The following is a 12882-nucleotide window of genomic DNA, read 5'->3' as shown; positions in this document are numbered from 1 at the left end:
GGTAATTATTTTGCAGCAACCAATTTCACGTCGATAGAGAAATCGTCGTTGATAATTTTGTCGCCCAGGTTATCGAAGAATGATTTCGAGTTGTATTTAATGTCGTATTTCGAACGGTCAACAACCAGTGTACCAGTTGCTTCTGCCCCAGCAGCAGTAGTTTTAACAGTTACAGGGAAAGTAACAGGTTTTGTAATGCCTTTGATAGTCAGGTCACCGGTTACATCATAAACGCCGGTCGCTTTTGGGGTAGCTTTGGTTACAACGAAAGTTGCTGTAGGGTGTTTTTCAACGCTGAAGAAATCGTCTGATTTCAAGTGGCCGATCAGTTTACCATTGTATTCTTTGTCCGTAAGGTCAGTACAAGTGATGCTGTTCAGGTCGGCAACGAACTTACCGCCGGTCAGTTTAGCACCGTCCAAAACGATCGTTCCTTCTTTCAGCGTGATTTTGCCAGTATGCTCGCCAGTCATTTTCTTACCCAACCAGGTCAGTTCACTTTTGGCGGTATTTACTTTCAGATTAGTGGCTTTTTTACCATTGTCTGCTGAAACAGAAGAAGATACAAAGAATGCTACTGTAAGAGATGCAACAAAAAATTTAAGTGATTTCATTGTAGTTTTGATTAAAAAATTAAATTGAATTATGGATTTTTGTTAATTGTGTTCATGTTTAAAAACCGGATGCCCGCAGCTTGTCGAGCAATGCGCTGATCTGATCGGCTTCCTCTTCGGTAATAATGGCGAAGCGATTTTCCCAATCCTCGATAAAAGGATCGAGCACTTTCAGCAACTCCAGGCCTTCCTCGGTAATCACGACATCCACCGCGCGGCGGTCACTTTCACAGGAAGACCGCTTTGCCAGGTTTTTTGCCAGCAATTTATCTACAAGCCGGGAGGTATTGGAACTCTTGTCAAGCATACGCTCAGTAATGTCGCTCACCTTTATAGGATTGCCCTGTTGCCCCCTCAATATCCTCAGTACGTTGTATTGCTGCGGCGTAATGTCGTATTCCTTGAAAGATTCAAGCTGCTTGTATTCGAGCCACTTAGTGGTAAACATGAGGTTTAGCGCCAGTTTTTGGTACGGGCTGCGAAATTTTTTCTGCTTGATATCAGTTTCAATAGACATAGCGAACAATGTTTAATACAACAATGATGTATATACATTTAATGTAGAAACATCTATTGGCAAAGAAATGGTTCAGTTGGGTAAAAAATATTTGGAAAAAGTTTGTGAACAAACTAATAAACCCACACAACTACCTCAAACACAACAACATCCCCTAAATACCAATGACAACCACCTGACATGATTGAACTTAAGAAAAGCCTTATCCTCGCCTCCAATTCGCCAAGGAGAAAACAATTACTCCGAGATGCAGGCTTTGAATTCACCGTGGAAGTACTCCCAACCGATGAAAGTTACCCGCCAAACCTCGCTGCGGAAGCGGTAGCAGCCTACATTGCCCGCGAAAAGGCCGAAATGTTCCGCGGTATCCGACCCGAATCGCTCGTGCTTACAGCAGACACCGTCGTTATCGCCGAACACCACATTCTCGGCAAACCAACTGACCATGCCGATGCCTTCCGGATGATCCGAATACTCTCGGGAAAAAGCCATAAAGTTATTACCGCCGTGAGTTTGCTCTCGGGTAATAATATCGAAACCATCTCGGACGTCGCAGAAGTTTATTTCCGGGACTTGGAAGATTGGGAAATCAACTATTATATTCAGCAGTACAAACCTTTCGACAAAGCGGGCTCCTACGGCATTCAGGAATGGATCGGAATGGTGGGGATCGGAAAAATCGAAGGTTCGTTTTACACGATCATGGGATTGCCCGTCCAGGTGGTGTATCAGTTACTCAAACCGTATTTCAGCTAGCCCAGTTATGCCTGCAGACAAGCCAGCCAATATCCCAGGGATCTGTTATGAGATATTCGTTCGTTCCTTCTGCGACTCGAATGGCGACGGCATTGGCGACCTGAACGGCATTATTTCCAAACTCGATTACCTGTCCGACCTGGGCATCGAGGCGATCTGGCTCACGCCCATCCATCCCTCGCCAAGCTATCACAAATACGACGTAATCGATTACTACGACATTGAGCCTGAATATGGCACAATGGACGATTTCCGAAGGCTTCTCGCGGGCGCTCACAAGCGTGGGATAGCCATTTACCTCGATCTGATCGTCAACCACACCAGCACGCTGCACCCGTGGTTTGAAGAAGCGCGAAAAAGCAAAGATAACCCCTATCGCCATTACTACTGGTGGATGAACCAGGATCAGATCGATCATCTGGGCATTTCCGAACGCGAGACTTCCCACGATTCTCAGATTGTATATCCGTGGCACGAAAACCCCGGCGATGATGAGAAATATTATGGGCTTTTTTACAAAGGAATGCCCGATCTCAATTATCATTCGGAGGCACTGCGTGAGGAGATCGCGAAAATTGTGCATTTCTGGCTAAGTGACGTTGGTGTGGACGGTTTTCGCCTCGACGCCGCACGCCACGTCTTCCCGGAGTGGGATTCCGAACAGAGCTTGACCTTCTGGGAATTTTTTTCAAAAATAGTTGGGGATGCAAATCCTGACGCCTTCACGGTCGGCGAAGTGTGGGCCGAAACCGAGGAGGTCGCACCCTATTTCCGCAATCTGAACGCCACTTTCCATTTCGACCTGAGTTTTGCTTTGCAACGTATGCTCATAGCCGGGCGTGATGAGCAGATTATCGATAAATTAATCGCCAGTTTTAATCTTTTCCAGAAATACAACGCGCTGTTTGTCAACGCCATCATGCTCACCAACCATGACCAGGAACGGATAGGGAGCGTCGTCGGCGGCCAAATCGCAAAGATCAAACTCGCTGCCAGCATTTTGCTTACCTTGCCCGGCCAGCCGTATTTATATTACGGTGAAGAAATCGGAATGCTTGGCCTGAAACCCGACCCTTATATCCGCGAACCGTTCCTGTGGACTGCCGACCCGGAAGACCCGCAACGCCCGAGTTGGATCAAACCGGAATTCACTACCTTGAAAACGGTGACACCGCTGTCTGCGCAGAGGAACGACGAGTCTTCTGTTTACCATCACTATAAAAACCTCATACACCTGCACAAGACCGAGCCCGCCCTCAGCCAGATATTCGCGCCTAACCTGCATCCCGTGCGCCTGGGCAACGACCAGCTGCTTGCCTATTTCCGCCCGCATGCGGACCGGTCGCTGGTGGTTGTCCATAACCTCGGAGACTCCGAAGTGGAATTTACGGTGCCGGAGGATAAATCCATTTTTACCGAAATATGCTTTTCAACCGATCCGCTTCATAGCACCACGCTGACTTCTAATCGGTTATCGCCGCATTCCAGCATTATCCTGGCTCCGGGACGGATGGCTACTGATGGTCAAAAACAGTAGGGAAACACGTCCCCGGTACTTTATTGCTAAATCCCAGTCGGTACTGCAAATGCTTTCCCTATGAAATCCGGTATGATCTCCGTTTGTCTGATTTTCTTTGTGACCTGTACTGCTATGGCGCAAAAATCCTACCCTACCATGGGCAAGATCATTTATGAGGACGCTTCATTCGACAAACTTTTGCCCAAAGATGCCAAAATAGAAGTACTCGCTTCGGGTTTCGAATGGTCGGAAGGGCCGGTGTGGATGAAAGATGGTAATTACTTACTCTTTTCGGATGTGCCGAAGAATAAGGTTTACAAATGGGATGAGAAAGAGGGGTTGTCTGTATTCCTCGAACCTTCCGGCTACACTGGTCGGGGTGTTTACAGTGATGAGCCGGGCAGCAATGGGCTAATCATCGACAACCAAGGACGGCTTGTTTCCTGCGAGCATGGCGACCGGCGCATCTCGGCGATGCCATTGAATGTGGGTGGCAAAATTACGCTGGCAGACCATTTTGAAGGCAAACGTTTCAATAGCCCCAACGACGTGGTTCAGCACGGCAATGGCGACTACTATTTTACAGATCCACCATATGGTATGGCCAAAAAACACGAAGATCCGACCCGTGAAATCCCCCAATTCGGGGTATATCGCATTCACAAGGACGGCAAAGTGACAATGCAGATAAACGACCTGAGCCGACCGAACGGCCTCGCTTTCTCGCCTGATGGTAAGACATTATACATAGCACAATCCGATCCCGAAAAGGCGATCTGGATGTCCTACCCACTTGATGCAAGTGGCAACGCAGGCAAAGGCAAAGTCATTTACGACGCCACAGCAATGAGTAAGCGCGGTGTTCCCGGCTTACCCGACGGGCTCAAAATTGACAAGGACGGCAATTTATGGTCGTCGGGCCCGGGCGGAATGTTCATTATCAGCCCTGCGGGAAAGTTGCTCGGCCGCATTGAAATGGGCGAACTTACTTCCAACTGCGCGTGGGGTAACGACGGTTCAACATTATATATGACGGTCGATGGCTACGTTTGCCGCATCAAAACCAATACAAAGGGGGCAGGCTGGTAACTAATTCTTCTTTCTGATCTCCCGAAGCACACTATCAACCTCCCGTCTCACATTTGGCCAGTCAGATTTTCCGTTGCGATAAATATTGGTGTAAGCTTTGTAAAGAACAAGCCTGTCGTCGCTAATTTTATCCAATTCCATTGCCATTGCCTGCCGTGATGAGGATTTGGCATTTTTATATTCATTAAGCAGATCGTTGTAGCGATTTTCAAGATTATCCAACTCATACAGAACGACTTCCGCGAGCTTGTCCATTTCTGCGTATTGGTTGAGCGACTGCTGATTATAACCCGCATTACCACTTCCGGACGTGCTCACTCTTCCGCTCGAATTACCTCCGTCCACCACGCGGTCGTAATCCTTTCTGTAATTGGGGTCAGCCGTTTGATCGTTTCTGTCGTCATCTGCAGCACGTGATGAACGATCGGACGAGGAAGTACCATGTCGCTGATCGTAGCGCCGCTGCAAAGTTGCGGAGCAAGAGAGGTTGAGGGCGGCTATTGCTGCAATCGCTGCCCATATGTAAAGTTTTTTCACAGTAAATCCCGTTAGAAGTTGTGCCTCAGGCCAATGCTGAGATTAGGATTAAAGTAAAAGAATTTAGGTATAAATTCAAGATAACCGCCGCCTTCAACGAAAAATGAGGCGGGACGTTGTGAAAAGAAGAATTCCAGCCCGGCCGTAGCGGATGGACCAGTGGATATATTGGTGGTATAAACTGACCTCACATTGCGATCGGGATAATAGCGCCGCGAATTCACCTGCACACCCGGGCCAATGTAGGCGATCATCCGCTCATTGAACATCGGTGCATACCATAAATAGGTCACGTTGAACATCACCCCCAGCCCACCCAGGTCGTCATTGCTCACCTTGTAATTGTCTTTTCCTTTGAACATTCCCAGGTAAGTACCAAAACTGACGTCGAGTGCATTCCTGTCACCATATTTCCTCAAACTGACCGCAATTGGCTCACCTGCTTCAAACCCGATAGCCCATTTCTGCGCTTGGCCAAAGCATGCGAACACCGAAAAAAACAGGGGGAGCAATACACACAACTTCTTCATAATGATACCGATTAGGATTAAAAGAGGCGTTTCTTACGAAGCGTTACAAAGCGCGGTATTAACCCCTCACCTGCAAAAACGATACCATTCCAGCCGCCAGTCTGCTTTGCCCATTTACTCAAAATAGAAGGCCCTGCTTTGCTTCCAGACCATTTTCTTTCTAATATTGGGGCCTTAATCAGGTTCGCCGTTCCAATCAAACTAACACACCAGTGACCCAAATCAAGCAGAACAAGATCTTCAATCCCAAAGATATCATTGCCTATTTTCTTGTCGCGGGTACCGGTGCTTTGATCCAGTTAGTTTCCAGCAGTCTTATCCAGGATTGGTTCAACATTTCGTGGAGCGATTCAATTGTCCCTTCCTACATTATCGGATTTTTCTGGGGCTTTACGTTGACCAAACTTTTCGCGTTCGATGCCCGCAAAAGCAACCAGACACGCCGCGAAATGGTGAAATTCCTGATGGTATCAATGGTTTCCCTGTTTATAACCTGGGCATTCACTATCGGCTCGTCCAAATTACTGGTCGATTACCTGGGAATGGAGGTTTACAAAGTAAAATTCCCCTTCGCCAAAAAGGAGGTAAATGTGACCGAAATGGTTTGTTATGTGATCGGGATGTGTTTCAGCTTTGTCAGTAACTACATTTTGCACAAAACCTTCACTTTCAAAAGCACTGGCTTCTACAATCGGCTAAAAATACTGATCCGCTGACCCTCACAACCGTTCCACAATCATTGCGGAAGCACCACCTCCGCCGTTACAGATCGCTGCAAGGCCGTATTTGCCGTTATTTTTCTCTAAAACCGAAAGCAAGGTGGTGATAATGCGCGCACCGGAAGCACCGAGCGGATGTCCGAGCGACACCGCGCCACCAAAGACATTTACTTTGTCGACATCAAGGCTAAAGGCCTGAATGTAGGCCAATGCCACAACGGCAAATGCCTCATTGACTTCGAAATAATCGATATCGGCGATTTTCAAACCTGCCTTTTTCAAAACCTTTTCCGTCGCAAGAACTGGCGTGGTCGTAAACCAGGCAGGTTCTTGCTCGGCGTCTGCATAGGCCACAATGCGTGCAATGGGTTTCAGGTTATTTGCATTAACGGCGTCACTTCCCGCCAACACTAATGCCGCCCCACCGTCGTTGATCGTCGACGCATTAGCCGCGGTAACGGTACCGTCTTTTGAGAAGACAGGTTTTAAAAATGGTATTTTTTCAAATTTGACCCGCTTATACTCCTCGTCCTCGGTTACCAACGAAACATCGCCTTTGCCGGATGTAACCTCCACTGGCACAAGCTCATTTACGAAATAACCATTAGCAGTTGCGTCGGCCGATCGCTGGTAGGAGCGGATCGCATATTCGTCCTGCGCTTCCCGCGAAATGTTGTATTTCGAAGCTGTGCGGTCGCCGCAAACGCCCATTCCTATCTGATCGTAAACGTCCGTGAGGCCATCTTTCAACAAACCATCAATAATTTCGCCGTGACCGTAACCATAGCCATTGCGTGCTTTGGGCAAATAATAAGGGATTTGTGACATATTTTCCATCCCGCCAGCCACCACGATTCCAGCATCCCCCAACTGGATGGCCTGCGCGCCCAGGGCCGTTGCCTTCATTCCGGAAGCACAAACCTTGTTCACGGTGGTAGCAATCACCGAAGCCGGTAACCCCGCATAAATGGCAGCCTGCCGTGCCGGAGCCTGGCCCACATTGGCCGAAACCACATTGCCCATCAGCACCTCATCCACTAATGCCGGATCGACGCCCGATTTTGAAATCGCCCCCTGAATAGCTGCAGCGCCCAATTTAGGAGCTGAAACAGAAGAAAGGCTACCGCCAAAACTACCGATGGGGGTACGGGAGGCGGAGAGAATGAAGATGTCGGTTTGCATGATGAATGAGTGAATTTCGAATGAGCGAATGAGTGAATGTTTTTATAGATAAACTGTCCATTCAAGCTCAATATTAACAATAACAAACAAACTATTCGGTGATTCAGTCAGTCATTCATTGAAAATTCACTCATTCACTCATTCACTCATTCACAATTCCCGCGAACTCTCCGGCAAATGATCATACTCGCCCTTCCAGGCGTAGTAGCCGAAAATCACGAGCCCGGTGCAGATTGGAATGAAAATCAGGATAATGATCGCCCATTGCAGGGTTGTGTTCGTGCGGGCGATGCCTTCGGATGCGGCGGCGATTTTGTCGGCTGCCTGGAAGAAGAGGAACACAATGATAACCGGACCCAGTACGATCCAGAGAAGACCTAATATTTTCTTTAAACCACTCATTTTTATATTGGTTATTAAAATGTCAAATGCTGTTTTCAAATACTCAATCCATCACATGCTCGTCGCGCCGGTTATCGATATACACGGCTCCGATTACGAATGACAGGGCAGCAATGCCGATCGGGTACCAAAGCCCCGAAAGTGGCGTCGACCCCTGGAATGAAGCGATCAGCGTTGCGATGAAAGGCACCAACCCGCCGAAAACCCCATTTCCAATGTGATAAGGCAACGACATTGAGGTGTAGCGGATCTGTGTGGGAAAGAGCTCAACGAGAAATGCCGCGATAGGGCCATAGACCATGGTGACAAGCAGCACCTGGAAAAATACGAGTGCGATGATCATGATATACGATCCATTCGAAAGTGTCACGTCTTTAATCACCGTTTCGACTGCAGGCACTTCGGCCAGAACGTCTTCCGGAATGATTTCGACCCTCGATTCTTTGAATGTCATGCCGTTGGTAAGCACTTTGGAAACGGTGATTGTGATAAGCGAGTCCGCTTTACCTGCGACGAGGCCGCGCTCAATAACCGGCTCCGACTCGCTGAGCAGCATTGTTTTCTGCATTTCCTTTACATTCGTGGCATCGAGAAAATACTGGTAAATCGGCCGGTAGCAAATCACACCCAGCAGCATGCCCGCCAGCATGATCCATTTTCGGCCCACTTTATCACTCCACGAACCGAAGATCACAAAGAACGGTGTCGCGAAGACAATCGCCCAGAGTAATATATATCTCGATTCGTTGAAGTCGAGCTTACAGGTGTTTTCCAGAAAAGACTGCGCGTAGAACTGCCCGGTATACCACACCACGCCCTGGCCCATTGTCGCTCCAAATAATGCCAGAAGGACCATTTTAAAATTCGCCCTCTTTTGAAAACTTTCTTTTAAGGGGTTAGTGGAGACTTTCCCTTCAGCTTTCAGTTTGGAAAAAACCGGCGACTCGTGCATTTTCATCCGGATGTAAATCGACACTACGACCAGCAGGATCGAAACCAGGAACGGGATACGCCAGCCCCAGTCGGCGAAGCTTTTTGCACCGAGCAGGTTTTTGGTTAATACAATCACACCTAATGAAAGAAATAGGCCCAAGGTAGCGGTTGTCTGGATCCAGCTTGTGAAAAAGCCACGCTTGCCCACAGGCGCATGCTCAGCTACATACGTGGCCGCCCCTCCGTACTCGCCTCCGAGTGCTAGCCCTTGCACCAGTCGCAGGATCAGTACCAGAATAGGCGCTGCATATCCAATGCTCGAATAAGAAGGTATGAGGCCGATCAGGAATGTGGAACCTCCCATCAGCACTAATGTGAGCAAAAATGTGTATTTCCGACCGATCAAGTCACCCAGGCGACCAAACACAAGCGCCCCAAACGGCCGCACGATGAATCCTGCGGCGAAAATCGCCAGCGTGTTGATTAATGCCGAGGCGCCAGCGTCACTCGGGAAGAGCTGCTGACCGATAATGACAGCCAAGCTCCCAAAAATGTAGAAATCATACCATTCGATTAATGTACCTAAGGAAGAAGCCGCGATTACCTGCGTAATGCTTTGTGTAACATTGGATTCGGTGGAACGCATGGGTTTAGGAAAGGTGAGGAATTGAACAATTTAGGTGAATAAGTCACAAGCCTCCCGTCATTACTCATAGCGTTGACATAAAAAAGCCCCCGGAAATGTTCCAGAGGCGGCTCTTAATCCTTAAAGAATTATCAAAAATCGTCGTCGTCATCGTCGAAAGTTTCGAGCCTCCTAAGCAACTCATCTCCATCTTCGATTACTATTTCGCGATCGTCTATATCTGCATCGAACTCATCGAGTACTTTTTCGTCTTCAACGAGGTCGTCATCTACTTCCTCTTCGTCGTCATCATCTCCGGACGGATCTTGCGCTACCGGACGGGTGTTCTTCGTGCTCCCTAGGTAGTCAGGGAAAACAGCTGGTTCTAAAATCGCCTCACTGATGTCAGTAAAGGCCAGTTCTCCACTTTCGCGTATCATGACATTATTTTGTTAAATGGTTTCAATTGCAAACGTACGACCTAAATTATTAAAATATTTCGCTACCGTATCTTCTTTCCTGCCGAAAGATTTCATCAATAATTGACACTACAAAAATAATGATTTGGTAAAATGTAAAAACCTCTTGAAATTGCCAGAGAGAAAAGAATCGGCACCCAATGCGCCTGAATGCCCGTAAAGCCCCGCGGCTGCCCGCACATCTGATTGCAAATGAACACACTCGGCAACACCTGAACCAGTTTTCCAATCCTAACCCTTTTTGATAATGTTAAAAAAAGTTTTGCTCGTGGGACTGCTTGTATGCGGTTTCATGAATCGGGGCCGCGCTGCCAACCCGATTCCCGACTCCTCCCTGACCGTCAAAAAAACGACCGACTTTAAGGTAAATGGCGAAGGCACCGCATCCAACTGGTCGGCCGCACAATGGTTCAACATCACTGTACAGAAAGGCCCGAACCAACCCACGCCTGGCAAGCAGTTCCCGACCCGCGTCAAAATTCTTTACTCCGACAAGGGCATGTATTTCCTTTTCGAATGCACCGACCAAAAATTGACATCGACGATCCTCGAAGATTTTGGCGCATTGTTCAAGGAAGATGTGGTAGAAGTATTTCTCTGGCCCGACACTGCTCTGCCCATTTACCTCGAATACGAAGTTTCGCCGCTGAACTACGAGCTGGCCATTCTCGTCCCGAATATCAAAGGCCGTGCACAAGGCTGGAAGCCATGGAATTATACGGAGCGCAACCGTGTACAGCACGAAACCAGCGCACAAGGCGGACAAAAGAAAAGCATGGCGTCTGTCGAAGGATGGAAGGCTGAATTCTTCATTCCATTCGCATTGATGAACCCCATTGCCAATGCGGCACCCAAGCCGGGCGAAAAGTGGCGTGGCAACTTCTACCGCATCGATTACGACTCCGAGCCGACCTACTACTCGTGGCAAAAAACCGGCGGAAGCTTCCACGAATTCAATAAATTCGGCACGTTAGTGTTTGAATAACAACGTATTACAATTTATCTCAATCTTTTCCAGCATCATGAAACGGACCATTCTTTCATTCATCCTTTTATTGTCGGCTATGACCGCTTTTGCACAAAAACCCAAAAAGGAAATACTGTACCTGGGCACCTATACGCAGAAGGGCGAGGGCATTTACGTCTATGAATTCGACCGCAGCGACTATTCTTTCAAAGAATTGCAGGTATTGACGAGCAAAACGAGCCCGTCTTTCCTCGAATTTCATCCCAACAAAAAATATCTCTACGCAGCGAATGAGGGCAACAGCACGGTATCGGCATTTGCAATCGACCAGACCAACGGAAAGCTTACGGCGTTGAACAACCAGCCTTCGCAAGGCCGCGGCCCCTGCCACGTCAGCGTTGATCCAAAAGGTCGTTTTATTTATGTGTCGAATTATGGAAGCGGTGACCTGGCGGTGTATAAACTGAATCAGGACGGTAGTATCGGCGCGTTGGCGGATACCATTCAGGACAAAGGCCGTCCGGATCAGAAGCCTCATATGCACTCGATCATCCCTTCTGCCGACGGCAAATACATTTACGCCTCCGACCTGGGCATCGATAAGATCATGGTATATTCTGTTGATCCTCAAACAGGTAAACTTACACCTGGCTCGGTTCCTTATGCCGAAGTAAAAGCTGGCGATGGCCCGCGCCATTTCGCGATCCATCCGAATGGCAATTTCGGTTATTCGGCTTGCGAACTGGCTTCCGTGGTGAACTCGTTCAAAATTGTGAAGGGAAGCGGCGCATTGGTGCCATTTGAGCGCGTCACCATGCTTCCGGCCGATTTCACCGGCAAAAGCTTCGCGGCTGACATACACTTTTCACCGGACGGCAAGTTCCTGTATGCCTCCAACCGTGGCCACGAAAGCCTGGCCATTTACGCCGTAGATGCCAAAACCGGTAAACTTACCGTGGCCGGCCATGCCGATACGCACGGTAAGCACCCGCGTAACTTCCTGATCGACGCCAAAGGCGAATTCGCGATTGTGACCAACCGCGACAACGACAATGCGGTATTCTTCAAACGCGATGCTGCTACCGGCCAATTGACTTATACCGGGAAAGAGATCAGCGCACCTACACCTGTGTGCGTCAAGCAACTCTTCCTGAATTGATTACTACCCCGACATTGTCACTGATGGAAATGGGTGCCAAGTGCCGAAAACACAATATGAAAGAATATTTTCAGCGATTGGCGCTTATTTCCATCAACTTTTTTAATTTTAGAAATCTTAAAGCTATTCTTCTATAATATTTAAAATAGACCAAATAAAATATTACTATTTTGATGTACGGCACAAAAATCAACTTGTACACATTCCAAATATGTAATATGGGCCTATCACTCCGGGTGCTCGACGAGATCATTGAATAAAGTTTTGGAATTACCTGATACCCAAATTAGCCACAGTTTATGATGAATGGCCAGGATGATTTGCTTCTTATTTCCCTGATCAAGCAAGGAGATAACCGGGCGCTCGATTGCCTTTTCCGGAAATACTATCACGCATTATGCCGCTTTGCCACCTACCTCAATAACCGCAAGGACCTGGCCGAGGAAATCGTAGCCGACGTATTTTTCAGGATTTGGGAAAAACGCGAGAGCATTACGGTCGAAAAAAATGTCCGCTCCTACCTTTTCACGGCCACCCGGCACACCTGTATCAATTATATGAAGCAGGAGAAACACATCATGGAAGAGCTCAGTGACGACATTATCGAAGAAACGCCCGGCCCGGACGACGAACTGATGTATCACGAGCTCGAAAACCGCATTGCAGACCTTATCAATTATCTCCCCCAAAAAAGAAAAGCGATATTTCAACTAAACCGCTTCGAAGGTTTTACGTACAACGAAATCGCCGACATCCTCTCCCTTTCCGCCAAAACAGTAGAAAATCAAATGGGTAAAGCCATTAAGCAATTGAAAGTTCTGCAAAAAACTTACCAGATTTAAAAAATATTCTGA

The 12882-nt window shown here is 47.9% G+C and carries 15 protein-coding genes; 7 read left to right on the top strand and 8 right to left on the bottom strand.

Annotated elements, in window-relative coordinates; all coding sequences use genetic code 11:
• Positions 1-5: 5 nt before the first annotated feature.
• Both LZD49_RS09575 and LZD49_RS09570 read right to left on the bottom strand, forming a co-directional pair.
• Positions 6-614, bottom strand: coding sequence for a YceI family protein (locus tag LZD49_RS09575; protein ID WP_234667119.1), 609 nt, complete (start codon positions 612-614; stop codon positions 6-8).
• Positions 615-672: 58 nt separating this feature from the next.
• Entirely contained in the window at positions 673-1131 is a 459-nt protein-coding gene (locus LZD49_RS09570) for a MarR family winged helix-turn-helix transcriptional regulator (RefSeq protein ID WP_234667118.1), read from the bottom strand.
• Positions 1132-1311: 180 nt separating this feature from the next.
• On the opposite strand from LZD49_RS09570, the gene LZD49_RS09565 reads away from it, so the two are divergent.
• The 3 genes from LZD49_RS09565 to LZD49_RS09555 are packed head-to-tail and all read left to right on the top strand — an operon-like array spanning position 1312 to position 4495.
• Positions 1312-1887 (top strand): Maf family nucleotide pyrophosphatase, encoded by a 576-nt coding sequence (locus LZD49_RS09565; RefSeq protein WP_234667117.1) that lies wholly within the window; start codon positions 1312-1314, stop codon positions 1885-1887.
• 7 nt (positions 1888-1894) lie between these two features.
• Positions 1895-3424: an alpha-amylase family glycosyl hydrolase gene (locus tag LZD49_RS09560; RefSeq protein WP_234667116.1), complete on the top strand. Its 1530-nt coding sequence runs from the start codon at positions 1895-1897 to the stop codon at positions 3422-3424.
• Positions 3425-3484: 60 nt separating this feature from the next.
• Positions 3485-4495: an SMP-30/gluconolactonase/LRE family protein gene (locus LZD49_RS09555; protein WP_234667115.1), complete on the top strand. Its 1011-nt coding sequence runs from the start codon at positions 3485-3487 to the stop codon at positions 4493-4495.
• On the opposite strand, the gene LZD49_RS09550 is transcribed toward LZD49_RS09555, so the two are convergent.
• Complete coding sequence (locus LZD49_RS09550) at positions 4496-5032, bottom strand: hypothetical protein (protein WP_234667114.1); 537 nt, start codon at positions 5030-5032, stop codon at positions 4496-4498. It abuts the gene before it with no gap.
• Between the two features lie 11 nt (positions 5033-5043).
• Positions 5044-5562 carry a hypothetical protein gene (locus LZD49_RS09545; RefSeq protein WP_234667113.1) on the bottom strand — a complete coding sequence of 173 codons (519 nt, stop codon included), beginning with the start codon at positions 5560-5562 and terminating at the stop codon, positions 5044-5046.
• Positions 5563-5774: 212 nt separating this feature from the next.
• Between LZD49_RS09545 and LZD49_RS09540 the strand changes: the two genes are divergently transcribed.
• Positions 5775-6278, top strand: coding sequence for a GtrA family protein (locus LZD49_RS09540; RefSeq protein WP_234667112.1), 504 nt, complete (start codon positions 5775-5777; stop codon positions 6276-6278).
• Between the two features lie 3 nt (positions 6279-6281).
• Here the strand turns inward: LZD49_RS09540 and LZD49_RS09535 are convergent, their stop codons facing one another.
• The 4 genes from LZD49_RS09535 to LZD49_RS09520 form a co-directional block, all read right to left on the bottom strand.
• Entirely contained in the window at positions 6282-7463 is a 1182-nt protein-coding gene (locus tag LZD49_RS09535) for an acetyl-CoA C-acyltransferase (protein WP_234667111.1), read from the bottom strand.
• A gap of 150 nt (positions 7464-7613) precedes the next feature.
• On the bottom strand, positions 7614-7865 hold the full coding sequence (locus LZD49_RS09530; protein ID WP_234667110.1) for a DUF6814 family protein: 252 nt from the start codon (positions 7863-7865) through the stop codon (positions 7614-7616).
• A gap of 43 nt (positions 7866-7908) precedes the next feature.
• The gene (locus LZD49_RS09525) at positions 7909-9444 is read right to left on the bottom strand and encodes an MFS transporter (RefSeq protein ID WP_234667109.1); all 1536 of its coding nucleotides are present in this window, start codon (positions 9442-9444) and stop codon (positions 7909-7911) included.
• Between the two features lie 131 nt (positions 9445-9575).
• Entirely contained in the window at positions 9576-9863 is a 288-nt protein-coding gene (locus LZD49_RS09520; RefSeq protein ID WP_234667108.1) for a hypothetical protein, read from the bottom strand.
• A gap of 286 nt (positions 9864-10149) precedes the next feature.
• Here LZD49_RS09520 and LZD49_RS09515 point away from each other — a divergent pair, with 286 nt between their 5' ends.
• From LZD49_RS09515 to LZD49_RS09505, 3 genes are all read left to right on the top strand, one after another.
• Positions 10150-10887: a carbohydrate-binding family 9-like protein gene (locus LZD49_RS09515; protein ID WP_234667107.1), complete on the top strand. Its 738-nt coding sequence runs from the start codon at positions 10150-10152 to the stop codon at positions 10885-10887.
• 37 nt (positions 10888-10924) lie between these two features.
• The gene (locus tag LZD49_RS09510) at positions 10925-12028 is read left to right on the top strand and encodes a lactonase family protein (RefSeq protein WP_234667106.1); all 1104 of its coding nucleotides are present in this window, start codon (positions 10925-10927) and stop codon (positions 12026-12028) included.
• 299 nt (positions 12029-12327) lie between these two features.
• Positions 12328-12870, top strand: a complete 543-nt coding sequence (locus LZD49_RS09505; RefSeq protein ID WP_234667105.1) for an RNA polymerase sigma factor — start codon at positions 12328-12330, stop codon at positions 12868-12870.
• Positions 12871-12882 lie beyond the last annotated feature (12 nt).

This window comes from Dyadobacter sp. CY261 (assembly GCF_021440085.1).
GTDB lineage: Bacteria > Bacteroidota > Bacteroidia > Cytophagales > Spirosomataceae > Dyadobacter.
The sequence above is the reverse complement of the archived record's forward strand: the minus strand, read 5'-3'. Positions and strand labels throughout refer to the sequence as shown.

Excerpts from the sequence above, each read along its gene's own strand:
- LZD49_RS09575 (WP_234667119.1), bottom strand. The coding sequence starts at position 614 with ATGAAATCACTTAAATTTTTTGTTGCATCTCTTACAGTAGCATTCTTT.
- LZD49_RS09570 (WP_234667118.1), bottom strand. The coding sequence starts at position 1,131 with ATGTCTATTGAAACTGATATCAAGCAGAAAAAATTTCGCAGCCCGTAC.
- LZD49_RS09565 (WP_234667117.1), top strand. The coding sequence starts at position 1,312 with ATGATTGAACTTAAGAAAAGCCTTATCCTCGCCTCCAATTCGCCAAGG.
- LZD49_RS09560 (WP_234667116.1), top strand. The coding sequence starts at position 1,895 with ATGCCTGCAGACAAGCCAGCCAATATCCCAGGGATCTGTTATGAGATA.
- LZD49_RS09555 (WP_234667115.1), top strand. The coding sequence starts at position 3,485 with ATGAAATCCGGTATGATCTCCGTTTGTCTGATTTTCTTTGTGACCTGT.
- LZD49_RS09545 (WP_234667113.1), bottom strand. The coding sequence starts at position 5,562 with ATGAAGAAGTTGTGTGTATTGCTCCCCCTGTTTTTTTCGGTGTTCGCA.
- LZD49_RS09535 (WP_234667111.1), bottom strand. The coding sequence starts at position 7,463 with ATGCAAACCGACATCTTCATTCTCTCCGCCTCCCGTACCCCCATCGGT.
- LZD49_RS09530 (WP_234667110.1), bottom strand. The coding sequence starts at position 7,865 with ATGAGTGGTTTAAAGAAAATATTAGGTCTTCTCTGGATCGTACTGGGT.
- LZD49_RS09525 (WP_234667109.1), bottom strand. The coding sequence starts at position 9,444 with ATGCGTTCCACCGAATCCAATGTTACACAAAGCATTACGCAGGTAATC.
- LZD49_RS09520 (WP_234667108.1), bottom strand. The coding sequence starts at position 9,863 with ATGATACGCGAAAGTGGAGAACTGGCCTTTACTGACATCAGTGAGGCG.
- LZD49_RS09515 (WP_234667107.1), top strand. The coding sequence starts at position 10,150 with ATGTTAAAAAAAGTTTTGCTCGTGGGACTGCTTGTATGCGGTTTCATG.
- LZD49_RS09510 (WP_234667106.1), top strand. The coding sequence starts at position 10,925 with ATGAAACGGACCATTCTTTCATTCATCCTTTTATTGTCGGCTATGACC.
- LZD49_RS09505 (WP_234667105.1), top strand. The coding sequence starts at position 12,328 with ATGATGAATGGCCAGGATGATTTGCTTCTTATTTCCCTGATCAAGCAA.